The sequence below is a fragment of the Pseudomonas sp. 2848 genome (assembly GCF_003253945.1).
In the GTDB taxonomy this organism is placed as follows: Bacteria; Pseudomonadota; Gammaproteobacteria; order Pseudomonadales; family Pseudomonadaceae; genus Aquipseudomonas.
The window spans coordinates 62,088-86,012 of the sequence record NZ_QKZD01000015.1 but is presented as its reverse complement, the minus strand read 5'-3'; the positions used below and the strand labels follow the sequence as shown (position 1 = coordinate 86,012).

Below are 23,925 nucleotides of genomic sequence, written 5' to 3'. Positions count from 1 at the left end.
TCCCCGTGTGGCGATTTCCACAGTGTAATCAGCCCAAGCGAACGTGCCGGCCCGAGATATCCGCTGGTAGCGAGACAGTCCGATAGTGGCACGACGCCATATAAGACTGCATGCACTTTTTCGAAGCGATTGCAGGCCGCGGTTTGTCGAAACAATCCATCGTATACAAAACAAGCGAATTCTGTTTACACTGCCTCGCGCCTACGACAACGGTCATCGCCGTTGCGTATTGCGACAGGCTCAAGCCATGCGACATCCACTGCCGCCCGCCTTCACCGGGCATCCTTCCCGAATGCCACTTGCCGCATTCGTCCTGTCACCGTCTGCCCACCTGCCCGATGCGCCCGCCATGGCGCAGCCTTCGCACGTGCGCGGTGAACCGTTCGCCCCTGTCATCGACGCCCGGCCACGCCGCGGCGCCTGACGGCCCTGGTGCGCCCGGCCCATGCACCAGGCGCCTCTCTACAATCAGAAAACACATCCCAAACGGGAGGGGACACACATGCCCAAGACCCTACTGGTCAAGAACGCCGAACTGCTGGTGACCATGGACGGCGAGCGCCGTGAAATCAAACGCGGCGGCCTGTACATCGAAGACAACGTGATCCGCCAGGTCGGCCCCAGCGAAACGCTGCCGCAAAACGCCGACGTGATCCTCGACATGACCGGCAAGGTGGTCATCCCGGGCCTGGTCAACACCCACCACCACATGTACCAGAGCCTTACCCGCGTGGTGCCGGCGGCCCAGGACGGCGAGCTGTTCAACTGGCTGACCAACCTCTATCCGATCTGGGCGCGACTGACCCCGGAGATGATCGCGGTCTCGACCCAGACGGCCATGGCCGAACTGATCCTCTCGGGCTGCACCACCTCCAGCGACCACCTGTACATCTACCCCAACGGCTGCAAGCTCGACGACAGCATCCACGCCGCCGAGGAAATCGGCATGCGCTTCCACGCCGCTCGCGGCAGCATGAGCGTCGGCCGCAGCCAGGGCGGCCTGCCGCCGGACTCGGTGGTGGAAAAGGAAAGCGACATCCTCAAGGAATCCCAGCGTCTGATCGAGGATTACCACGACGCCAGCCATGGCTCGATGCGGCGCGTGGTGGTGGCGCCCTGCTCGCCGTTCTCTGTCAGCCGCGACCTGATGCGCGAAGCGGCGGTCCTGGCCCGGGAGTACGGCGTGTCGCTGCATACCCACCTGGCCGAGAACGTCAACGACATCGCCTACAGCCGCGAGAAGTTCGGCATGACCCCGGCCGAGTACGCCGAGGACCTGGGTTGGGTCGGCCACGATGTCTGGCATGCCCACTGCGTGCAGCTCGACCAGCACGGCATCGAGCTGTTCGCCCGCACCGGCACCGGGGTCGCCCACTGCCCGTGCTCGAACATGCGCCTGGCCTCAGGCATAGCGCCGATCCGCAAGATGCGCGACCACGGCGTGCCGGTGGGGCTGGGGGTCGATGGTTCGGCATCCAACGACGGCGCCAGCATGATCGGCGAGGTACGCCAGGCCTTGCTGCTGCAACGGGTCGGCTTTGGCCCGGATGCGATGACCGCCCGCGAAGCGCTGGAAATCGCCACCCTGGGTGGTGCCAAGGTGCTCAACCGTGACGATATCGGTGCCCTGGCACCGGGCATGGTCGCCGACTTCGTCGCCTTCGACCTCGGCCATGTGGCCTATGCCGGCGCCCTCCACGACCCGCTGGCGGCGCTGGTGTTCTGCACCCCGACCCATGTTGACACCAGCGTGATCAACGGGCGCGTGGTGGTTCAGGACGGGCGCATCGCCACCGTCGACTTGCCACGGGTATTGGAGCGTCACAACCAGCTGGCGCGGCAGCTGGTCAGCGGCGAGTAGCACAGCCGCTCCCGCGCCAGGCTTCGCGATCAGCTCAAGGGCCTGCTATGGAACAGCCATCCCCCTGAGCCGCTGCGCCAGTTCCAGGGCCACCCGCCCGCTGGCCGGCGTGGGCATCAGTTGGGTGAACGGGATATCGATCATGCGATTCTCGCGCACCGCCCGCAGGCTCGAGAGCACCGGGTCGCGGGTCAGCAACTGACGCTTGCGGCTGGCCGGCGACCACAGGGCGTCGGCCAGCAGGATCACGTCGGGGTCGCTGCTCAGCAGCGCCTCGCGGTTGATCGTCACGCGGTACTGGTCTATCCCGGCAAGCACATTGCGCGCCCCGGCGGCGGCCAGCAACGGCGTGACGAACCCGCGCCCGCCTTCGCTGTCCAGCCCCCGCACCTCGCTGTCGAGGTAGAACACCGACAGTGGCTTGCCGCTGGGTGCGATCGCCCTGGCCTGCGCCAGGTCGGTCTCCATCGCGTCGATCAATGCCTGCGCCCTCGCCTGTCTGCCCAACAGCTCGCCAAGCACAGTCAGGTCACGCCGGACATGGCCGTAGTAGTCCAGCGAGTGGCCGTTACAGGCCGACTCGAGCAGGTAGGTGGCAATCCCGTTGCCGGCCAATCTGCTGCGCGAGGTGATCCCATCGCCAAAGGCCGTGGCGAATCCGCCGACCACCAGATCCGGCCTTTGCGCGTACAACACTTCGCTGGCCGGATACTCCCGGGCGATCACCGGCACACCCTGGTAGCGGCCCTGCTTGTAGGCGGCGCCGTTGTCGTCCAGGTAGGCCACCCCGACCATCGACGGCCCCGCGCCGAGGGCGAGCAGCAGGTCGGCCGCGTGCTGGTTGAGGGCGACGATACGCGCAGGCGCCGCAACGGGCCGTTGCCAGTCCTGCCCGCAGTTGCGATAGCTGTCGGCCAGGGCCGGTGTGCCACAGCACAAGGCCAGCGACAGCAGCCAGGCTTTACGCATCGCACGCCCCTCCCTTGATCAACAGTCCTTCGGCGATCCTTGCGCCCTGCAGATGCGTTTCCACCAATTCCTCCACCTCCCGATCATCACGTACCCGATACCAGCAGCCGTCCGGGTGCACCGTCAACACGGGCCCCAGGTTGCAGGGAAACTGGCAACCGGTGCGGGTCAGCAGCACGCCACCCGGGGTCTCGATCAGGTCACGTTCCAGCAGCAACCGGCGCAGGCGTTTCCATAGCGGCAAGGCGCCGCGGCGCACGCAGCGGGGGCCGGTGCAGAGGAACACCTGGCGGGCATGCTCGGGCACCCGTGACCAGTCCGGGTCGCTGGCCACCGCGTTGACCTGGTCGCACGCCAGGTGGCGGACAGCTTCGTCGATGCTGGCACAGGCCGCTCGCGCATCCAGGCCGCGCCGCCCCAGGGCCTGGGCCGTGACCCAGACGCCGGCCCGACCTTGCGCCACGCGCCCCAGCTCATCGCGCAGCCAGTCCAGGTAAGCGCTGTCCGAGGTGGGCTCCAGGTCCACCACCAGCAGACGTTCCACGCCCTGGTCGAGGGCCTCGCGGACCACCGCCCAGAGCCCGTCGAACCCCTCCAGGGTGTCGACGATATCCCGGCCCGCCTCGTGGCCACGCAGGTCACGAATCTCGGCGCCAAAAGCTTCCGCCGCCGAGCCGCCACCCAGGCCGGGGCCGACGAACAACACGCGCTGGTAGTCCATGCTCACGCCCCTCAGAAGGTGTAGGTGTAGCGCAGTTCGCTGGTGAACGGCCGCCCGAGATTGTCAACGTTACTCGCCGGACTGGTGACATAGTCGCGGTCGAACAGGTTCTCCACCAGCAGGCTCAGCCGGTGCTGGCGGGCGCCGTCCAGGTAGCGATAAGCATCGGCGTCGACCACCGAGTAATGGCCGTAGTCGACGCCTTTGGAGCTGACCACGTCGCGGATATAGCGAATGGCGCCCCCGGCCCCCCACCTGCGATCCGCCGATTCGTAACCGAGCCGCGAACGGGCGAAGAAACTCGGCACGTCGTTGATCGTTGCCCCGGTGCGCGACTCGGTGAGGTTGCGGGTCATGTCGGCCTGCAGGCTCCATTGGTCGTCGAGCTGGATACGCGCATCGGCCTCGAAGCCACGCATCTGTACCTGCCCCTGGCCGTTGACCCACTGGCTGCCGTCCAGGGTGATCAAGTCGGTGATCTTGCGGCGGAACACGGTGACGCTGGCGCTGAATTCACGCTCCAGCAGCAGGCCGTGGTAGTCCAGGCCAAGCTCGGCATTGCGGCTCTTCTCGGGCTTGAGGTCACGGTTGCCGATCTCGTCGCCAGGCTCGTTGACGAACAACTGCTCGGCATTGGGCAGCTTGTAGGCGCTGCCATACTGGCCGCGCAGTTGCCAGTTGTCGTTCAGGTCGTACAGCGAGGTGAGCATGCCGACGGTGGCGCTGTCGCCGCCGCTTATGGCCTCGTGGCGCAGGCCGAGGCTAGGGTGCCAGTTGGGCAAGGCCTCGATCCTGGGACGCAGTTGGGCGTACAACGCATTGGCCTGGGCCTTGTTGTCGTCGATCACCAGCACGTCGTCCTGGCCCTTGAACCACTGGTTGTCGGAACCGAACACCAGCACGTGGCCGCCGTCGAGTTCGGCCTTGCCCTCGGCCTGCACGCCCCAATCGGTGAAGCCCCAGTAGTCGTTGTGGTTGACCACGTCGCGGGAGCCGTCGGCGCGGTTGTTGATGCGGGTGTAGCGGGTGTCCCAGTCATTGACGTGGCCCTTGACGAAGTAGCTCAGGCGCTCGCTGATGCGCTGTTCGAAGGTAGCCGTGGCGATCTGCTGCACGCGGTCATTGGTGGTCTTGTAATTGTTCACCGGTCGGGCGAAATCGAGGTTGGCGTCGGTGTACTGGTAGAACAGCTCCAGCCGCGCATCGTCACCGAAGGCCTGGATCGCCTTGCCGCCGAAGGTGGTCACCTCGTAGCCGCGCTTCTTGTCGCTGACGTTGCCGCTGTAGTCGCGGTTGCGAAACGGCTGGTAACCGTCGGAGACGTTGTGACTGACATAGGCCAGCAGGCCCAGGTCGCCGAAGCCATTGCTGAAGATCCGCTCGACGCGGGCGTCCTTGCTGCTGCCGGCGAAGCTGTCCAGGCCCAGGTTGACCTCACCTGAAGCCTGACGGCGTTGCGGGCTGCGGGTGACGATGTTGATCACTCCCGCCACGGCCTGGGTGCCGAACAACAGGCTCTGGCCGCCCTTGAGCACCTCGATGCGCTCCACCGCGTTGGCCGGCAGGGTGTCCAGGTACAGGCCGCCGTACAGGCGGTTGTTCAGGCGTACACCGTCGAGCAGGATCAGGGTGTCGTCGTTGCGCCCGCCGAGCAGCGAGTAGGTGCCGTAGTCGAACGGGCCGTTCTTCGGCGCGACGTAGAAGCCGGGGATGAACATCTGCATCACCCGAGTGATGTCGGCGCCGGGGCCGGCGCGCTCGATCTGCTCGCGGCTGACGATCTCGACCTTGCTGCCGTACTGGGCCATGGCGGCGACCGTGGTCGACTCCACCGACGGCGCGGCGACGATCTGCTGGTCGAGGATCAGGGGGGTGTTTTCGGCCAGTGCCAGGGGGCTGGCCAGGCAGCCCAGGAACAAAGTCCGGGCCTTGGGGAAACGACGTCGGGAGTGAATCACAGCAATCATGCTCTTCTCGAAAGTGACTTTCGCAGAAGCACGCAGGAGCACGGATCGCGCACACGCCAATACCGGCCCATGCCCGCCCACCGCAGGAGTTTGCCTACTACATTCCAGGCCGGTCTCCGGGCTCGCAAGACAAGATGTCTTCACCTTCCCATGACGCGCGGGCCACAGTGGTCTGTCGAAGGCATCACTTGCATACCGTTGCGGGGGCAGCACCGGACTGGCGCGAAGCGCGTACCGGTTTCCCGTTTCACCCCATGCGCGGCGGCATGGGACACCTGAAATCGGTCGGCATCTGAACACCTTGGGGCAAGGTGCGTCAAGCAAAGGCCGGTGAATCGTTTCGCGTGTTTTTTATCTGCCAATCACTCTAGGCAGATGTGTCAAAAGTTGTAGAATCCGCACGCCCAATCTATTCCCATTCCCTTCGAGCTTTGCCGATGAAGCTGGCCCGCCACACACGATCGCAAGTCGCCTGGGTGCTGTATTTCAGCATCCTGTTCGGCTCGTTGCTGTGCGCCATGGGCCATGGACAGATGGCAGGCTTGCGCCTGGCCGGCCTGGATGACGCCGCCTGGTGCGCGGCCGACAGCAGCGGCGTGTTCAAGGGCGACCAGGACATCACCGACCCGGTGCTGCCTGCCGGCGGCGACTGCGTGATCGCCAGCCTGTTCAGCGCCATCCTGCTGGCGGTGTTCTTCGGCTTGCTGGCCCTGCTCGCCGGGGAGTCGAGCAAACCCTTACCCAGACAACCCGCGCCACGGCTGCCCAAGCAGCGCTGGCCACTGGTCAACCCCCGCGCCTCCCCCGCTTCGCTTCTCGCGTTCTGACATCGCCACGCCCTCGAACTGCCTGATCGGCAGCGGGCGTGCGCTCACCGATTTCAGCCAGGAAGCCTTGCATGTTCCGCATGACCACTCTGGCGCTGCTCGTTGGCAGCGCAACCTGCGCCTGGGCGCAGGACGACACCCTCACCCTGCCCGCCAGCAACGTCACGGCCACGGCCGACCAAGCCAAGGAGGCGACCAGCCTCGACCTCGACCGGCCCATCGAAAGCGGCTCACGCCTGAACCTCAGCGCCCGCGAGAACCCCGCCTCGGTCAGCGTCGCCGACCGCAAGACCATGCAGCGCATCGGCGCGCGCAACTTCCAGGACGCCGCCAATGCGCTGCCCGGAGTCAACGCCTCGGCACCGCCCGGCTGGGGCGGCTACGTGTCGTATCGCGGCTTCAACGGCGCCCAGGTCAGCCAGCTGTTCAACGGCATCAACCTGCAGTACGGCGCCGCCGGGCGCCCGGTCGGGGCATGGATCTACGACCGTGTCGAACTGCTCGGCGGGCCGTCGTCGTTCCTCAACGGCAGCGGCGCCGTGGGCGGCAGCCTGAACATGATCACCAAACTGGCCAACCGCGACGAGGACACCTTCGAGGGCCGCGTCAGCTACGGGCGCTACGACACGATGGAAACCTCGGTCGGCTTCAACAAGGCGCTCAACAGCGGTGACGGCCCACGCCACTACGCGCGGCTCGACTACAGCCGCACCAGCACCAATGGCTATATCGACCGCCAGGAGAACGGGGCAGGCAACCTGGCCTTCTCGCTGCTCAGCGACATCAACGACCAGCTGTCGCACACCCTGGCCATCGAGTACCTCGAAGAGAAGGAAGACAGCCCCTACTGGGGCGCGCCGGTGCTGCAACCGGCCAGCGGCACCCTGCACATCGACAAGCATCACCGTTTCGACAACTACAACGTCGAGGACGGCCGCTACGAGCAGCGCACCCGCTGGCTGCGCTCGATCACCGACTACCGCATCGACGACAGCAACCAGTTGCGCAACACCTTCTACCACTACAACGGCCAGCGCGATTACCGCAACCTCGAGGTGTACCGCTACAACCCCGGCAACACCGCCATCGCCCGCTCCGGCGGCTACCGCCAGCGCCACGACCAGGAGGTCAACGGTAACCGCGTCGAGCTGACCCACCAGGGCCAGCTGTTCGGCCTGGCCAGCGACTGGGCGTTCGGTATGGACTACAACCGCAACCAGCAGACCGCCTACCCGTTGTCCAAGGGCGCGTTCGACAGCATCGATCCCAACGGTTTCCAGCCCGACCACTTCCTCGACATCCCTGGCATGGACGCTCCACGCGCCAAGGGGCGCAGCACCACCACCGACACCACTGCGGGCTTTGTCGAAAACCGTACCCGCCTGACCGACCAGCTGTCGCTGGTCACCGCGCTGCGCTACGACCATATCGACTTCGACGTGGTCGACCACGTGACCCGGGCCAAGCTGGACCGGCGCTGGGACGCCTTCACCGGGCGCCTGGGGCTGGTCTACGACCTGACCTCAAATGTCAGCCTGTACACCCAGTACAGCACCTCGGCCGAGCCGCCGGGAGGCTCGCTCACCGGCGCCTCGCTCAGCCAGGTCGGCGACTTCGACTTGAGCACCGGCAGGCAGGTGGAAGTGGGCAGCAAGTTCGACTTCCTCGACGGGCGCGGCTCGGCCACCGCGGCGGCCTACCGCATCGTGCGCAAGAACATCTCGGTGCCCTCCTCGACCGTGCCCAACACCACCGAGCAGGCCGGCCAGCAAACCTCCACCGGCATCGAGCTGGCGGCGTCGTTCAAGGTCACGCCCAAACTGCTGGCGGCGGGCAACTTCAGCTGGGTCAACGCCGAATACGACGAGTTCAACGAGACCATCGGCGGCGTGGTGTACTCGCGCAAGGGCAAGAACCCGGTGAACATCCCCGACCGGGTGGCCAACCTGTGGCTGACCTACGACCTGGCGCCGGGCTGGCAGGTCGGCGCCGACGCCCGCTACGTCTCGGCGGTCTACGCCAACACCGCCAACACCCAGTGGGTGCCTTCGTACACCGTCTACGGACTGTCGATGACCCACGACCTGGACCAGCACGTGCAACTCAGCGCCCGCCTGCGCAACCTCACCGACGAGGTCTACGCCCGCTTCATCCACCAGACCAACACCCAGTACTACCTGGGTGAGCCGCGCAGCTTGGAAGTCGCTGTGCAGTGGCGCTACTGATGGGCCTGAAACGCCAGCTGTACCTGTGGCATCGCTGGCTGGGCATCGTCGCGTGCCTGTTCATGGCGCTGTGGTTCGTCTCCGGAGTGGTCATGCTGTATGTCGGCTACCCCAAGCTGACCACGGCCGAGCGCCTGGCCCACCTGCCGGCCTTGCCGGCGGGATGCTGCGCCGAGTTGCCGGCGCAATGGGCTGAGCAGCCGTTGAAGGCGTTGCGCCTGACCAGCCTGGGCGGGCAACCGTACTATTTGCTGGAGCTGGCGGACGGTCGCCGCGTCACCCTCGATGCAGCCAACGGCGAGCCCCTGGCCAACGCCGACGCGGCCTGGGCCCTGGCCAATGCCCGGCAGTACGCCGGCAGCGCGGCATTGGCTTACCAGGGCACGCTGGACGAGGACATGTGGACCCACTCCCGGGCCCTGGACAGCGATCGCCCCTTGCACCGGGTGCAAGTGGACGATGCGGCCGGCACCTGGCTGTACCTGTCCGGACGCACCGGCGAGGTGGTGCGCGATGCGAGCGGCCGCGAGCGCGCCTGGAATTGGGTCGGTGCCTGGTTGCACTGGCTCTATCCGTTGCGTGGCGGCCTGGGCTTCGACAATGGCTGGCGCACCCTGGTGATCGGCCTTTCACTGCTCGGCACGCTGATGGCGCTCATGGGCATCGCGGTGGGCATCCTGCGCCTGCGGCTGCGCAAACGCTACCGCAGCGGATCATGCAGCCCCTACCCCGGCGGCTGGTTGCGCTGGCACCACATCGGCGGGCTGCTGTTCGGTGGGGTGCTGGTGCTGTGGGTGTTCAGCGGGTTGATGTCGATGCGCCCCTGGGGCGTGACCGACAGCCGCTCGCAGATCGCCTTGCAACAAGCGCCGCTGCGTGCCACCGACCTGCAACTGCCGATTGCCACGGCCCTGGCCCGCTTGCGCGACGAAACCGGGTTCGCCGCAGTGGAGTTGCAATGGCAACGCCTGGCCGACGTCACCTATGCAGTGGCCCGCAGCGCCGACGGCGACAGCCGCATCCTTGAAGCACACGCCCCGCCGGCGCGTACCTTCAGCCGGGAAAGGCTGCGGGCGGCCGCGCAAGCGATGGCTCCCGGGGTGACGGTGGCGGATGACTGGCAGAGCGCCTACGACTTCCACTACTTCGCCCGCGAGCCACAGAGCATGTACGGCTCCCAGGCGCGTCCACTGCCCGTGCTGCGCCTGCGCTTCGCCGACGCGGCGGACACCTGGGCCTACCTGGACCCTGCCAGCGGCACGCTGGTGGCCAGCCACGACCGGGCGCAACGTGCTGGGCGCTGGTTGTTCAACCTATTGCACAGCTGGGATTGGCAACCGCTGCTGGCGCGGCCGCTGTTGCGCGAAGGGTTGATCATCGGCCTGAGTAGCGGCGGCCTGGTGATAGCCCTCAGTGGTGTGGTACTGGCCTGGCGACGCCTGCGCAGGACGCTTCGGTAGCGTCATTGGGGCTGCTGAGCAGCCCCTTTCGCCTGACTGCCATTGACCGGTTACCCGCGCTTTTTCTTTACCCCGCCCTGCCTGGCCTTGAACCGCGGATTGGACTTGCAGATCACATAGATCCGACCACGGCGCTTGACCACCTGGCAGTCACGATGACGGCGCTTGGCCTGCTTGAGTGAGGACAGTACTTGCATGAGAACCTCCGGATACGTAATAACATAACATTAACGCAAATCATTCTCATTGCGCAACCGCCCTGTCACACCTTCTTCTGGCGATGACTGGAACGATAATGTAATGTTATTACATATTTAACGGAGATCCCCCTTGAACCCTCGCGCTCCCCTTCTGGCCGGCCTGACCCTGGGCCTGTTCGGTCAACCGCTCGCTGCGGCCCAACCCCTGGTGCTGGACGAAACCTCGATCACCGACGCCTACCTCGAAGAACGCGCCGATGGCCCGGTCCAGGGTTATCGGGCCACCCGCTCGGCCACCGCCACGCGCACCGACACCGATATCCGCGACACCCCGCAGAGCATCGAAGTGGTGCCGGCCCAGGTACTCAAGGACCTCAACACCACCCGCATCGACCGCGCCCTGGACTTTGCCGGCGGCGTGTCGCGGCAGAACAACTTCGGTGGCCTGACCTTTCTCAACTACAGCGTGCGCGGCTTCACCACAGGGGAGCTGTACAAGAACGGCTTCGCCGTCAACCGCGGCAGCTACAGCGCGCCCGACACCTCCGGCATCGAGCGCATCGAGGTGCTCAAGGGCCCGGCCGCGAGCCTCTATGGCCGTGGCGACCCCGGCGGGCTGGTCAACATCGTCAGCAAGCGGCCCCAGGCCGAGACGTTCAGCACCGTGAACCTGAGCGCCGGCAGCTGGGACCGTTACCGCGGCACGCTGGACGCCAACGCGCCGCTGGACAGCCAAGGCAACCTGCTGGGCCGGGTCAACCTGGCGGTGGAGGACAACGGCAGCTTCCGCGATCACGTCAACAGCGAGCGACGGATCGTCAGCCCGTCGCTGAGCTGGCAACTGTCGCCCGACACCCGCCTGCTGCTGGACACCGAGTTTTCCCGCACCGAATCAGTGTTCGACCGCGGCATCCCGGCGGTCAATGGCCAGGTGGGCTCGGTGCAGCGCTCGGCGTTCATGGGCGAGCCCAACGACGGCAAGATCCGCAACGACAACCAGACCGTCGACCTGGCCCTGGAGCACTTCCTCGACGACAACTGGAAACTGCGCCTGGCCAACCACTACACCCAGGGCACACTGAAGGGCAACAGCTCCGAGCCCCAGGCCCTGGTCGGCAACACGCTCACGCGCTTCTACCGCGAGCGCGACTTCGAGTGGAACGACAACATCACCCAAGCCGAGCTGCACGGCCAGTTCGAGCTGCTCGGCTGGCAGCACCAGAGCCTGATCGGCCTGGAGTACGAGAACTACCGCAACAGCCAGAAGTACCCGCAGAGCGCGACCCTGGCCAGCTACGGCCTGGACATCCGCAACCCGGTGTACGGCAAGCCCAAGCCGGCCCTCACCCGCGCCAATGACTTCTTCGAACGCACCGAAAGCCATGCCCTCAACCTGCAGGACCAGATCGCCTTCAGCGAGCGCCTGCGCGGGCTGGTCGGGGTACGCCTGGAGCGCATCGAGCAGACCTCGCAGAACCGCAGCAGCGGTATCAGCAACAGCCAGGCCAAGGATGTCGCCACGCCCCGCGTCGGCCTGCTGTACCAGCTGACGCCGCAGGTCGGCGTGTTTGCCAACGCATCGACGTCGTTCAAGCCCAACACCATCGGCACCCAAGGGCAGGTGTACAAGCCCGAGAAAGGCCTCGGCTACGAGACCGGCCTGAAGCTCGACCTGTTCGACAGCCGCCTGGGCGCCACGGTGGCGCTGTTCCATATCGACAAGGAGAACGTCATCACCACCGATGCCCTGGGCGAGAGCATCGCGGCCGGCAAGGCGCGCAGTCAGGGCCTGGACCTGCAGTTCAGCGGCCAGCTCAGCGAGGCGGTGCGGGTGATCGGCGCCTATGCCTACATCGATGCCGAGGTCACCAAGGGCGATGCCAGCCTGCCCAAGGGCAGCGACCTGCTGGGCATTGCCCGTAACAGCGGCAGCGTGATGGGCGTGTATGAGTTCCAGAATGGCGCCCTGCGCGGTTCGGACCTGGGCGCGGCGTTCAACTATGTCGGCGAGCGCTCCGGTCAGGCCGGCAGCGCCTTCACCCTGCCCTCGTACAGCACGGTCGACCTGCTGGCGCACTACAAGGCCAGCGAGCAGGTCACTGTGGGTCTGAACCTCAACAACCTGTTCGATCGCAAGTACTACGAGCGCTCGTACAACAGTTCATGGGTGCTGCCGGGCGAGCCGCGCAATGTCAGTGTCAGCCTGACGCTCAGCCTCTGAGGCCGGCGCAGTGGCTCGCGATGCCCCACGCACCGGGGCATCGCGATACACTGTGCGGACACCACCCAAGCAGCCCCTGGCATGATCCAGTCCGATCTCGATCTGTTCGACGCACACCCCCAGCAGCTGGCCGCGCACACCACGCTGCTGCCAGGTTTCGCCCTGGCGGAGCTCGAGCCCCTGCTCGATGCCTTGCGCCCGGTGCTGCGCGCGGCGCCGTTTCGCCACATGCAGACCCCCGGCGGCCTGCGCATGGCCGTGGCGCTGAGCAATTGCGGCGCGCTGGGTTGGGTCAGCGACGCAAGCGGCTACCGTTACTCCGCCACCGACCCGGTCAGTGGCAAGCCCTGGCCTGCCCTGCCCCAGGTGCTGGTCGAGCTGGCCTCGCGCGCCGCCGCCCAGGCCGGTTTCGACGGTTTCGTGGCGGATGCCTGCCTGATCAACCACTACCTGCCGGGTACCCGCCTGAGCCTGCATCAGGACCGCGACGAGCAGGACTACGCCCATCCGATCGTCTCGATCTCGCTGGGCCTGCCCGCAGTGTTCCTGTTGGGCGGGCTGCAGCGCTCGGACCGTACCCGGCGCATCCCGCTGAACCACGGCGACGTGCTGGTGTGGGGCGGCGAGGACCGCCTGCGCTTTCATGGCGTGCTGCCGATCAAGCCTGGCCTGCATCCGCGCATGGGCGAACGGCGGATCAATCTGACGCTGCGCAAGGCCGGCTGATCCTAGTGTGGTGTTTTGCAAATACGACCAATAAATCGCGAGCGATTTTTGCGCTCAGGCAAGGCGTCGCGACGAGTCGTAGCCCAGCTACGGCGAGGAGCGACAACGCCGCATGAGCGCAAAAAGCGCCGCGAGTTATGGTCGTTATTTGTGAAACACCACACTAGGCTGCCCCTAACGGCCGGCAAACCATTCCCGGCGTTCCTCGAACGCGGCGCGGATCGCCCCGACCATCACCTGCACCAACGGGTCGGCTTCGGTGCGCTCATCGACAGCCAGCCACACGCGCCGGCGCATCGGCTCGCGGAACAACCCCGGCAAGGCCAACAGGCCACGATCCAGATGCGCCGCGTAGTGCGGCAGCAAACCGACACTGGCGCTGCACTTGATCAGCTGGCAGTACATCTCGTAGTCCTGGATCTGCGTCACGCCGGCCGAGCGGGTGCTCAACAGCGTCTGCCAGGGCGTCAACGCCTGCACGCCGACCTCGCCTTGCCATTGCACCAGCATGTAGTCCTGCAGGTGCGCCAGGCTGGTCGGGCGGTTGGCCTCGCGGGCATAACGCTTGGCGATATGCGGCAGGTACTCGAGGGTGGCCAGGGCTTCGGCGGTGGTGTCGGCAAAGCAACCGCTGCGGGCGCCCTGGTCAAGGTCGCCCAGCCATAGCGCCACATCCGCGGCCTGCTCGGGTACCTGGCGGCCATCGAGCGTGGCCACCTCCAGGCGCATGCCGGCATGCTGGCGCACGAAGTTGATCAGGTTGCGGCCCAGCAGGTCCTGCAGCAGTGGTTCGGCCACGGCCAGGCGCACACTGGCGCTGGCTTCCCGCGGTGGTGGCACCACCGGTTCGCGGGCCTGGAGCACATGCTGCAGGCGCTCGCCCTGCTGGCTGAGCACCGGGTTGTTGTTGCGGTTGACGAACAGGCTGTAGCCCAGGCGTGCCTCCAGCGCCGCCAGGCGCTTGCGCAGGGCCACAGGCTTCAGGTTGAGCCGCCGCGCCGCCTGCATGAAACAACCGCAGCGCGCGGTGACCAGAAAACAGTTCAGGGTCTGTTCGTCCAGGGCCAGCGGCACCTGGGGGCGAACGACGGGCACGCTGGTATCCGGGGCTCGCCCCCGGGACAGATCGATAGGCATCCCTCGCCTCCTGCGGGCTCGCCTGGGCAGGCCCGCTTCTTCCATGGTTGTTGGCGACTAGCGGCTGCTTTCCAGCACCTGGTTGAGCGCCGCGCCGTCGATGCTGAGGGTGGCAGTGTCGAACATGCCCTCCACATAGGCCTTGGCCACCTGCTCCTGGCGCTGGGCACGCAGCACCTGGCGCAGGCGCGGGGCCACCTCGTCGAAGGTCGCCGCCCGGGGCGGTTGTTGCTCCACCAGCTTGATGATGTGATAGCCCGCCGCGCTCTGCACCGGTTCGCTGACGCTGCCCACCTTGAGTTTCGGCACCACCCCGCGCACCTCCGGCAACAGTTGCGCCAAGGCCTGCAGGCCGGTATCCCCGCCGTTGGCGGCGGTGCCGGCATCCTGCGAATGCTCGCGGGCCAATGCGCCAAAGTCCGCATCCGCGGCCTGGGCCTGCTTGGCCAGGGCCTGGGCCTGCTTGCGCACGGCCTCGTCATCCTTGGGGTTTTCCACCCGCAGGAAGATCTGGCTCAGGCGATAGCGTGCCGGCAGTTGCAAACCAGCCTTGCCTGCCTCGTAGGCCTGCTTGAGCTCAACTTCGGTGGGGTAGTCGTCGGGCACCTTGCTCACCGAGTCGAGATAGTCGCGCAAGACGATCTGCTCGGTGGCCGCGCGGGTCTGCACCTGGATCTCCGGACGCTGCAACCAGCCTTGGGCCTCGGCCTGCTGGTACAGGGCCTTTTCCGCCAAGCGGGCGCGGATCCAGGCCTCCAGTGCCGGCCGGTCGCCGCGCAGGCTGGCGCGGGATTCTTCGGGCAACTGGGCGAACAGCGCCTTGAGCTCGCCACTGCCCACCTGTTGCTCGCCAAGGCGCGCCAGCACCGGGCCGTTGTCGGTGGCCACCAGGGTGGCGGGCGAAGCCGGGCGCGCCGCCGCCACCGGCTGGTCGCCCGGGCGCAAGGCCAGGGCGACCGCCACTGCGACAACGGCCAGCGCGCCAGCGCCGGCCCACAGGGTTCGCGCCGTCACGAAGCGCTCACCGCATCGCTGGCCACCTGCTCGGGCGCCGTTTCGGCGACATTGCGGCTGTAGTCGCGCAGGTAGACGATGAACTCCTGCAGCAGGCGATCCCACAGCAACAGGCTGCCAAGCAGGTGTTTCTCGCTGACGCCGTCGGCAACCACCACGTCCTTCTCCATCACCAGGAACTCGCCCTGCACCGACAGGCGGGCGAAACGCCGCGTGGCGTTCCAGCGCTCGGCCAGGCCCGCGGGCAGCTCGCCCTGGATACGCAGCGCGCAACTGAAGGTGAAATCGAGGAACTCGCCTTCCTGGTTCAGCGCCCGGTTGCCGAAACGTACGGCGTAACCCACGCCCTGGCTGGCGCTGAGCAACTGCACCACGGCATTCTGCTCGGTGCGATTGACCCGGCAGCCGGCATCCTGCAGCAGCTTGGTCAGGGAGTCGGCGCTAACGGTTTCGATCAGGGTGACTTCGGTCATGTGCTTACTTCCTTGCGTTGAGAAAACGTCACTGGGTCACGCCCGTGGGGGCGTCGAACTGGCTTTCGTAGAGTCTGTCACCATAGGCCTGGGCCAGCTCCTCGAAGCGGACCCGGGCCGAGCCGGCAAAGGGCTGGCGCATCTTCATCACATCGGCGATATCGACCTTTTCATAGGCGGCCAGCATCTCTTTGGCCACCCCGTACATCTGCTGGTTGCGCGCCTGGCACTGCTGCACCTGGCCATCGCGTTCGGCCAGTTGTGCCTGCAGGCCGGCACGCTCGCTTTCCTTGGCCCGCGCCATGCCCAGCAGTTCGTCATAGGCCTGCTTGTACTTGTGCAGTTGTTCGTTGCTGCTGGCCACCAGCGCCTGAGCCTGGTTGTGCACGGCCTGCTGCTGGCCGGCGAGCTGTTCGCTCTGGCCGCGCGCCCTGGCCAGTTGCGCGGTCAGCTCGCGCACCTGGCCCAGGGCCGCGTCGCGTTGCTGTTCCGCCGCCTGGCGGGCGGCGCTGGCCTGGGCCTGCTCGCTCTGCAGGGCCTGCAGCTGTTGCGTGGTGCTGCGCAACTGGGTGCGCAGGCGCTCTTCGAGGGTTTCAGCCGACGCCGAGGCGGCCAGGCTTGCGCCCAGCGCCAGCATCAACCAGGCGCAACGATGGCGATAGACTCCCTTGTTCATGCCCGTGCTCCTTCCCTAGAACCGCGTGTTGACTTCAAGTTGTAGCACATCGATGTCAAACGGCGCGCCGTAGACTGCCTCGCTACTCAACCAACGGGCTGTAGCGTAGACGTTGTCGGCCAGGCCGTAGTTGCCACCGAGGAAATAGCCCTTGGCGTTGGTGCCGCCGAGGTGGAAGCTCGAGTCGTTGAACCCGTCCGGCAGCGCGTCAGGCTCGATGCGCTTGTAGCCGGCGAACAGGTTCCAGTCGCCGGCCTTGCGCATGTCCAGGGCGTTGCCCAGGGTGAACTGCAACATCCAGGCGTCGCCACCGCTCTTGATGTTGCCGTTCTCGTCGATGTTGTTGGCCAGCTGGCCGGCCGAACGCTTGCGCATGTCGCCCTCGTCGTAGGCCAGGTTGTGGATGTAGTTGGCCTGGCTGCGCAGCTTGAAGTCATGGGGCAGGTTGGCATCCCACATCAGGTTCAGGTCGAGCAGTTCGAACTCCGAGGCGATGCCGACGAACTGCGGCTGCGGCGTGGCCGCCGGGTTGGCCGGATTGGGCGTGATGTCGCGCAGCAGGAACACCGTGTTGCCCTTCTGCATGAAGGTCGGGCGTGTCTCGTCGCTGTCGCAGGCCGGCTGGCCATCCCAGGGCGCGCAGGGGCTGGAGCGCTCGCCGGCGATGTCGTCGAAGCGGTAGTAGGCCATCGCGCCCTTGAGGCGGTGATGGTCGTTGAGCGCCCATTTCGCGCCCAGCTGCGCGCCGTACAGCCACTTGTTGTCGCTGTCCTCCTTGTCCAGGCCGTTGCTGCTGGCGCTGTCGTCGCTGTACTGCACAGGGAACGCGCCGACGGTGCCGAACAGGCTGAGGTCGCGGTTCAGCGGCTGGTCGAAGATCGCCGCCACGCCATCGAAGTTGAGGTCGTGGGAATAGAGGATGTCGGTGGACATGAACGGATTGGCGATGCGCCCGCCGGTCAACGTCAGTCGCTCGCTGGGCGTCCAGGTGACATAGCCCTGGTCGAGCCAGATGTCCTTCTTGCCGAAGCCGCCACCGAGGTTCTGGGTGGTCGACACCGGGTTGTTGTTGGAGCCGGTGGCGACGCGGATGCCGGCCACCCAGTTGTCCGCCAGCTGGGCCTTGAGGCCGAAGCGCGCGCGCAGGCGCAGGAGGCTGTCGCGGTCCTCGCGGGTGTTAAGCAGCGGCGGCAGGTTCGAGCCGCTGTTGGCGTTGACATCGTACGGGCCCTTGTCGTTGAGCTTGGCGAAGTCGACGATCTCGTTGCTGTTGCCGTCGGCGTAGCCGCGCGACTCGTAGCGCAGGCGCAGGTCGCCGTCGAAGCTGATGCGCGAGGCCCAGTCGGGGAAAGTGTTGGGCGCGGCCCAGTTTTCCTGCTTGGCGGTGTTCATCACCTCGGCCTTGATCTCGTCGCGGATCTGCTGGCGGACGATGGCCGGCACATACTGCACGCGCACTTCGCCGTTGGCCGCGGGGGCCTGGGCGACGATCGGCGCGGCGCTGACAGCCCGCGCCTGTTGGGCCTCGCGCTCGGCCTGGGCGATCAGCGCATCGGCCTTGTCCTGCTTGAGCACGCCCTGCTCCACCAGCAGGCGGATCAGGTTGACGGTCGCGTTCTCCGACGGTGCGGCGTGGGCGACGGCCGGACCGACCGCGGTGGCGGCGGCCAGCAGGCCGAGCGCCAGGGTCAATCGGTTGACTGGGCACTTCATGGGTTTGCAGCTCCTGTGGGTCAGTCGTGCTTCGTTGTTCATGGCCGGCGCCCCTGCAGGGCGATCTTCACCGGCAAAGTCAGGTTGGCGGGCGGGCGCTGGTCGAGAGCGCGGGCGCCGCGCAGGGCGGCAAGCACCTGGGCATCGACCTCGGGCTCGCCGCTGCCGCGCAGCAGCTCGACCCGGGTGATCTCGCCGGCGGCGCTGAGCCAGATCTCGGCCTGCAGGTTGAACACCAGGTTGCGCAGCTCGGGGTTGTCGCGCAGCAGGCGCTGGAAGGCATAGGCCAGGTACTGGCTATAGGTGCCGCTGCCCAGGCCGCCACCGCCGCCACCGGCCATGCCGCCGCCCTTGCCAGCACCGACGTTGAAGCTGTCGCCGCCCGCTTGGGCGTCGCCGTCCATCTGCATGGGGTCGGCCAGGTCCTGGGCCGGGTCCGGCGCGTCCTCGGCGGGCTTGACCTCCTCGGCCTCAGGCACCGGCTGCGGCTCGACGATCTTTTCCTCGACCGGCGGTTCAGGCTCCTTGGGCGGCTCGGGCGGGGGCGGCGGTGGAGGCGGCGGCAGCGGGATGATCGCCGGCACCTTGGGCGCCTCGCGGCGCACCCCGGCCATGTCGTTGGCCCACTGCCACAGCAGCCAGGCCAGGCCCGCGCCAGCGACGGCGAGCACGGCCCAGGTCAGCAGGCGGCGGAAGTTGGCTTTAGGTTCCATGCCTGCCCTCACCCCTGGTTCGGCTTGCCGGTGACCAGCCCGACCTGGGCCAGTTCGAGACGGCGCAGCAGGTCGAGCACCTCGACCACTTTCTGGTACTGCACACCCGCGTCACCGCGCACGATCAACGGAAAATCCGGGCTGCGCGCCTTTTCGCTGCGCAGGCGGTCCTCCAGCTCCTGCAGCGTCACCGGGTAGGCGTCGAGGAACACCTGGCCGGCATCGTTGATCGAGATCGCCTTGGTCTTGGGCTGGGCCAGCGACACCGTGGCACTGGCCTTGGGCAGTTGCACCTGGATCCCGGAGACCTGCGCGGTGGCGGTGAGGATGAACATCACCAGCACCACCATCAGCACATCCACCAGCGGGGTGATGTTGATGCTGTCGACCGCGGCGTCGGCGTCGTCGTCTTGGGCGTTGTTCACGGATGCCATGGCTGCCTCCTCACGCCGGGATCGACGGGTTGACGCTGCGCCCGGCCGGACGCAGCGCCGCGTCACCGGCCTGGCCCTCGCCGTGCAGCTCGGCCAGACGGGTGATGAACTCGTCGACGAACACCCGCATGTCGGCGCTGACTTCGCGGTTGCGCGTGGTCAGGCGGTTGTAGCCGAACAGCGCGGGGATGGCGACGAACAGGCCCATGGCGGTGGCCAGCAGCGCCGCGGCCATGCCCGGGGCGATGGCGTTGATGTTGACGTCGCCGGCCATGGCGGTGCCGAGGAACACCACCATGATCCCCAGCACCGTGCCCAGCAGGCCGATGTAAGGGCCGCCGGCGATGGCGTTGGACAGGGTCGACAGTTTCGCCGACAGCGCCTGGTTCTCGCGGGTGCGCACGCCGTCCATGGAGCAGCGGATGGCCTCGATGGTGGCCGCGGACACTTCACGGGTGTCGGCGCCCTGGGCGCGGCGGGTGCGAATTTCCTGCACCGCCACCAGGTACAGGCGCCACAGCGAGGAGTCAGTCAGTTGCTTATGCAGGTCCTGATCGTCGGCAAACTGCTCGAGGCGCGTGCCGACCGTGGCGAAACGCTCGCGAAAGCGCGTATTGGCGGCGGTGACGCGATTGAGCGTGCGCTGCTTGCGCAGCATGATCACCCACGACTGCACCATCATCAGCACCAGGACAGCGATGATCACCCAGGCGTCCACCGGCACCGCCTTGAGCAGGAAGCCCAGGCCGCCGAAGCCGAAGCCGGATTGTTCTTCGTCAACGCCATAGACCACCAGGCGCGACTCGGCACCCTGGGCCAGCACGTCGGCCTGCAGGCTGGCCTGGCTGCGGGCGACGCGGGAAACACGCAGCTCGTCCAGGGCGCCAACAAAGGTCGCGTAGTGGCCGGCGGCCTCGCCCTCGGCCGCTGGCAGGTCGCCACCGATGCCGATGGCGCCGCTGAAGGCCGCCAGGCTCGCGGCCAGTCGCGCGACCGGCTGGCCTTCGAGCAGCAGCGTGAGGTTGCCGCCCTCGCCCACCAGCGCCAGGTGCTGCCATTGGCCGGCGCCGAGCGCCTGATTGGCGGCGGCACGCTGGCCGTCCACCTCGATGAAGGGCACGCCTTCGGCCAGGCCGAGCAGCAGGCTGTGGCCGGCCTCGCGGCGCGCCAGCAGCAGTTGCTCACCCACCGCCTGGTCCTGGCGCAGCCAGGTGCTGAAGCTGAACGCCGCGCCCGCCGGCAGTTGCAGAGAGGCGCTGGCGGGCAATAGCAAGGCTTGGCCACCGAGCTGGATGGCCCGGCCAATCACACCATCGACGCTGACCGTCGGCCCTTGCAGCTGGTTACCATAAGGGCTGGCGTCACGGGCGGCGGCACCGTCGAAGTGGTAGAGCGCGGTGTAGTCGGCGTCGAAGCTCGGCTGGCCGGCGGGTGCCTGGGCCTTGGGGTTGCCGTAGTACATCCACAGGTCCTGGCGCTGGCCAGGCTCGATACGCGGCATGTCGACCCAGATCAGCGCCATGCCCATCAGTGGATCGAACTGCTCGACATGGTGGTTGAGCACGGTCTTGTCGTCGGCAGAGACGAAGCGGATGTCCGCGCCGGTTTCGCTGACGCCGTCGAAGCTGAAGTTGCCGGTGTGCAGGCGCACCAGCAGCGCGGTGCGGCCCAGCGCCTGGGTCAGGCCGGCGCCCTGGGGCGTGGTGTCCACGGCGATCTGCTTGCGGTACATCCAGTCGTCCTGCCACCAGGCGCTGGCGCTGCCCGGCAGGGCGAAGCCCAGGCACAGCAGCAAGGTCAATATCAGGCGTTGCATGAGAGGTCTCCAGGCCGATGCCGGTCAGTAGGTCAATCGTTCAAAAAGTCGCCTGCACGCTGAAGTGCACGCGGGAAGCGTTCTTGTCGGTGTTGGGGCCGTCCTTGAGCGGCACGGCCCAGTCGAGGCTGCCGGACAACCAGTCGTTGAGCGTGGCGCGGGTGCCGACGCCGACGCTGGCCAGGCTGTAGCTGTCGTCCTGCTCGGGCAGTGCGTCCTGCAGGCGCAACTGGGCGCCCTCGGCGAACAGGTAGAAGCGCCAGTCGCTGATGTAGCTGCCGACGTAGCGGCCAATGGAGGGGGTGCGCAGTTCCTGGGAGAACAGCAGGCCGTCATCCCCGGTGCGTTCGGCGGCGAGATAGCCGCGCACCGAGGTGGCGCCACCGGCGGCAAACTGTTCGTTCGACACCAACGGTCCCGAGGCCAGCTGGAAGGCCAGCTTGGAGGCGCTCTGCCAGGCGCCGGCGAAGTCGAAGGTGTAGCTGCCGTCGCCCTTGAGCGCGGCGAAGCTGGAGTCGGCGCGGTAGCGCTTGTAATCGAACTCGGAATCGTCGCTGCCATAGCCCAGCAGGCTGCGCGTCCCGGCCACCAGGCTCAGGCCGAGGCTCAGCTGGTCCTGTTCGGTGAAGCGGTAGCCGGTATAGCCCAGGGTGATCGGGGCGTACTTGAGCGGGACCTTGTCGCTGCTGCCGCCCAGGCCGACCTGTTCGTCGAAGTCCTTGAAGTCCACGCCGATTGACAGGGCGTTGGCCCAGGCGCCGACGCCCGGCAGGTTATAGATCGCCGAAACGCCGTAGGAATGGCCCTTACCCAACACATTGGTGCCGCCCACCGTGGCGACGTTGCTGTCGGAGTGGTAGCCGGAGAACTGCACGGTCCAGTGCTCGTTCAGCGGCGCGGCGTAGGACCCGGACCAGACCTCGGCGTTGTCACGGTCCTGGGGCGCGGTGAACCAGGTCAGCGAGACGCTGTGGCCGGCCTGCCAGAGGTTGTTGTAGCCCAGGCTGACGACACTGCGCAGCTTCTCGGTATCGGCGCTGTGGTCGTTGTTCAGGCCCAGGCTCAGGTTCCAGGGTTGCTTGTCCTCGACCTGCAGGTCGACGTCCATGGTGCCCGGGCGCTGGCCTTCGCGCACCAGTGGCATGACCTGCCGCCCCGGGGCACGATTGAGCGTGGCCAGCTCGTTCTGTACCTGGGCGAAATCGGGGACCTTGCCCTCCTCCAACGCCGGCACCTGTTCACGGATCTCCAGCGGCGAGTAATGCTTGGCGCCCACCACCCGCACGCGGCCGACCTTGGTTTCGCTCACCTGCAGGTAGACCACGCCGCCTTCGACCTTCTGCTCGGGCAGCTCGACGAACACCGACTGGTAGCCCCGGGCCTGATAGCTTTTCTGCAACGCCTCGCGGGCGCCTTCGAGGTCGGCCAGGGTCTTGTCCGGCCCCAGGTAGGGATAGACCGCCTCTTCGATGGCCTGGGCGTCGAGCACGGTGTTGCCGCGCACCACGTATTCGTTGATCTCGACCCGGCGCTGCGCCTCGTCCGCGGCCACGTCGACCGCCAGCAGGCACAGCAGCGCCCCTGCGCCCATGCCGCATCGCTTGAAGAAAAAATGCTCCACACCGCCCCCTTGAGCGCCAGGAATTCGTTGGTTTGCTAGTGGTTGTCGCTGGGTGCGGCCTGGCCTTGGTGGCGGGCCAGCCAGCTGTGCAACAGGGCCAGGTTGAGGCTGAACTCGGGCATGGCCTGCAGGCTCGCGCCGAGCACTTCGTCGACCATGCGCTGCAGTAGCGAAACGGCCATGGCGCTGCCCAGCAGCACGCCGAGGTCATGGCTGAACAGGCTGAAGTTCCACACCCGCGATTTCAGCTCCAGGCCGGTGAACCAGCGGAACAGCAGGTTGTAGTTGAGCTGCTCGTAGAGCTGCTTCTCGCTGGGCACCGAATACAGCAGCTGCAGCAGCAGCACATGCATCAGCGTGCGCGGGGCGATGATCATGCCCTGCTGCTCGGCCAGCAGCGCCAGCGCGGGCTGGTGCGCGTCCAGCAATGCCTCTATGCGCGGCTTGAGCAGTGCCAGCGAATGGCCGGGCGGCACGCAACTGGCCACCTCGCGCAGGGCGCCCTGCCAGTCGTCCTGGGAGACGATCCATACCCAGGGGGCGCCGTAGCGGTAGACCGAGACGGGCTGCTTGCGGGCGGCCTCGACGATCTTGGCCAGACGCTGGTCGAGCTCCTGCATTCCCACTTTCGTGTAGCGTTCCATAGTGCCCATTGCCCCGCTCCCAGGCCGGTTCTCAAGGCTTCATCGGCCTGATGGCCAGGTGCCTTGTTGGTGTCCATGGCTTTGACGGGGGTGGCGGATTGCTACCGAAGTTTTGTCATGAAAGGTTCATCAGAGGGGGTGGTTTCGAGGGGGTCGGGGTCGGGGTCGGGGTCGGGGTCGGGGTCGGAAGTGATTGTTTTGATTTTTGTTTGCGCATTCGTAGAAGATGTCGACATTTAGTCACCATTTCGCCTTTACGGCGACCTACTTTTGTCTTGACAAAAGTAGGCAAAACCGTTCGGCTCCGTTCATACGGCCCCTACGCTTCGCTCCGGGGTTCCCTCGCTCCGTTCTTGCTCCCGTGGGTACCGCGCTGTACGCCCCATCCTGGGGCGCAGCGCTCGACGGCCATCCATGGCCGTCGCCCCACTACGCAAGAACTCCACTCGGCCTCCTGAAGTCGCAATTGGTGGCGCCTGAACTACCGCGCGCTTAGAAGCAAGATCA

General features: G+C 66.7%; 19 protein-coding genes, 1 pseudogene and 1 riboswitch. Of the genes and pseudogenes, 6 read left to right on the top strand and 14 right to left on the bottom strand.

What is annotated here, in order from left to right; all coding sequences use genetic code 11:
• The first annotated feature begins 502 nt into the window (after nucleotides 1-502).
• Nucleotides 503-1,861, top strand: coding sequence for an 8-oxoguanine deaminase (locus DFS21_RS23740; protein WP_102684998.1), 1,359 nt, complete (start codon nucleotides 503-505; stop codon nucleotides 1,859-1,861).
• A 45-nt stretch (nucleotides 1,862-1,906) separates the two neighbouring features.
• Here DFS21_RS23740 and DFS21_RS23735 read toward each other — a convergent pair whose 3' ends face one another.
• From DFS21_RS23735 to DFS21_RS23725, 3 genes are read right to left on the bottom strand one after another with little or no spacing between them, the layout of a single operon-like run.
• Nucleotides 1,907-2,830 (bottom strand): ABC transporter substrate-binding protein, encoded by a 924-nt coding sequence (locus tag DFS21_RS23735; protein ID WP_110701438.1) that lies wholly within the window; start codon nucleotides 2,828-2,830, stop codon nucleotides 1,907-1,909.
• A complete protein-coding gene (locus DFS21_RS23730) occupies nucleotides 2,823-3,551 on the bottom strand; it encodes a ferredoxin (RefSeq protein ID WP_371926931.1) in 729 nt (242 codons plus the stop codon). Before DFS21_RS23730 ends, DFS21_RS23735 begins: the two co-directional genes overlap by 8 nt.
• Before the next feature lie 11 nt (nucleotides 3,552-3,562).
• A complete protein-coding gene (locus DFS21_RS23725; RefSeq protein ID WP_111533263.1) occupies nucleotides 3,563-5,518 on the bottom strand; it encodes a TonB-dependent siderophore receptor in 1,956 nt (651 codons plus the stop codon).
• Nucleotides 5,519-5,607: 89 nt separating this feature from the next.
• Nucleotides 5,608-5,812, bottom strand: a riboswitch (cobalamin riboswitch).
• A gap of 143 nt (nucleotides 5,813-5,955) precedes the next feature.
• Here DFS21_RS23725 and DFS21_RS23720 point away from each other — a divergent pair.
• The 3 genes from DFS21_RS23720 (at nucleotide 5,956) to DFS21_RS23710 (ending at nucleotide 10,030) form a co-directional block, all read left to right on the top strand.
• A complete protein-coding gene (locus DFS21_RS23720) occupies nucleotides 5,956-6,345 on the top strand; it encodes a DUF2946 family protein (RefSeq protein WP_038706229.1) in 390 nt (129 codons plus the stop codon).
• A gap of 71 nt (nucleotides 6,346-6,416) precedes the next feature.
• The gene (locus DFS21_RS23715) at nucleotides 6,417-8,570 is read left to right on the top strand and encodes a TonB-dependent siderophore receptor (RefSeq protein ID WP_111533262.1); all 2,154 of its coding nucleotides are present in this window, start codon (nucleotides 6,417-6,419) and stop codon (nucleotides 8,568-8,570) included.
• Between the two features lie 5 nt (nucleotides 8,571-8,575).
• On the top strand, nucleotides 8,576-10,030 hold the full coding sequence (locus DFS21_RS23710) for a PepSY domain-containing protein (protein ID WP_250888462.1): 1,455 nt from the start codon (nucleotides 8,576-8,578) through the stop codon (nucleotides 10,028-10,030).
• A 50-nt stretch (nucleotides 10,031-10,080) separates the two neighbouring features.
• On the opposite strand, the gene ykgO is transcribed toward DFS21_RS23710, so the two are convergent.
• The gene (gene ykgO, locus DFS21_RS23705; protein ID WP_023632134.1) at nucleotides 10,081-10,227 is read right to left on the bottom strand and encodes a type B 50S ribosomal protein L36; all 147 of its coding nucleotides are present in this window, start codon (nucleotides 10,225-10,227) and stop codon (nucleotides 10,081-10,083) included.
• A gap of 133 nt (nucleotides 10,228-10,360) precedes the next feature.
• On the opposite strand from ykgO, the gene DFS21_RS23700 reads away from it, so the two are divergent.
• Nucleotides 10,361-12,451 carry a TonB-dependent siderophore receptor gene (locus DFS21_RS23700; protein ID WP_110701449.1) on the top strand — a complete coding sequence of 697 codons (2,091 nt, stop codon included), beginning with the start codon at nucleotides 10,361-10,363 and terminating at the stop codon, nucleotides 12,449-12,451.
• A gap of 81 nt (nucleotides 12,452-12,532) precedes the next feature.
• Nucleotides 12,533-13,177, top strand: a complete 645-nt coding sequence (gene alkB, locus DFS21_RS23695) for a DNA oxidative demethylase AlkB (RefSeq protein ID WP_111533261.1) — start codon at nucleotides 12,533-12,535, stop codon at nucleotides 13,175-13,177.
• Between the two features lie 174 nt (nucleotides 13,178-13,351).
• Here the strand turns inward: alkB and DFS21_RS23690 are convergent, their stop codons facing one another.
• The 10 genes and pseudogenes from DFS21_RS23690 to DFS21_RS27415 all read right to left on the bottom strand — a co-directional run.
• Nucleotides 13,352-14,314: a LysR family transcriptional regulator gene (locus DFS21_RS23690; protein WP_111533260.1), complete on the bottom strand. Its 963-nt coding sequence runs from the start codon at nucleotides 14,312-14,314 to the stop codon at nucleotides 13,352-13,354.
• A gap of 57 nt (nucleotides 14,315-14,371) precedes the next feature.
• Nucleotides 14,372-15,328, bottom strand: a complete 957-nt coding sequence (locus tag DFS21_RS23685; RefSeq protein WP_111533259.1) for a peptidylprolyl isomerase — start codon at nucleotides 15,326-15,328, stop codon at nucleotides 14,372-14,374.
• Nucleotides 15,325-15,801: a YbjN domain-containing protein gene (locus tag DFS21_RS23680; RefSeq protein ID WP_038706233.1), complete on the bottom strand. Its 477-nt coding sequence runs from the start codon at nucleotides 15,799-15,801 to the stop codon at nucleotides 15,325-15,327. The genes DFS21_RS23685 and DFS21_RS23680 overlap by 4 nt, the downstream gene beginning before the upstream one ends.
• A gap of 28 nt (nucleotides 15,802-15,829) precedes the next feature.
• On the bottom strand, nucleotides 15,830-16,477 hold the full coding sequence (locus DFS21_RS23675; RefSeq protein ID WP_111533258.1) for a DNA repair protein: 648 nt from the start codon (nucleotides 16,475-16,477) through the stop codon (nucleotides 15,830-15,832).
• Between the two features lie 15 nt (nucleotides 16,478-16,492).
• On the bottom strand, nucleotides 16,493-18,190 hold the full coding sequence (locus DFS21_RS23670; RefSeq protein WP_111533257.1) for a putative porin: 1,698 nt from the start codon (nucleotides 18,188-18,190) through the stop codon (nucleotides 16,493-16,495).
• Nucleotides 18,191-18,228: 38 nt separating this feature from the next.
• Entirely contained in the window at nucleotides 18,229-18,903 is a 675-nt protein-coding gene (locus DFS21_RS23665) for an energy transducer TonB (protein ID WP_046855394.1), read from the bottom strand.
• Between the two features lie 8 nt (nucleotides 18,904-18,911).
• Complete coding sequence (locus DFS21_RS23660; protein WP_046855393.1) at nucleotides 18,912-19,337, bottom strand: biopolymer transporter ExbD; 426 nt, start codon at nucleotides 19,335-19,337, stop codon at nucleotides 18,912-18,914.
• Nucleotides 19,338-19,347: 10 nt separating this feature from the next.
• The gene (locus DFS21_RS23655) at nucleotides 19,348-21,153 is read right to left on the bottom strand and encodes a DUF2341 domain-containing protein (RefSeq protein ID WP_111533256.1); all 1,806 of its coding nucleotides are present in this window, start codon (nucleotides 21,151-21,153) and stop codon (nucleotides 19,348-19,350) included.
• A gap of 40 nt (nucleotides 21,154-21,193) precedes the next feature.
• Entirely contained in the window at nucleotides 21,194-22,744 is a 1,551-nt protein-coding gene (locus DFS21_RS23650) for a ShlB/FhaC/HecB family hemolysin secretion/activation protein (RefSeq protein ID WP_256591576.1), read from the bottom strand.
• A 280-nt stretch (nucleotides 22,745-23,024) separates the two neighbouring features.
• A pseudogene (locus DFS21_RS27415) lies at nucleotides 23,025-23,124 on the bottom strand (transposase); the annotation flags it as partial.
• Nucleotides 23,125-23,925 lie beyond the last annotated feature (801 nt).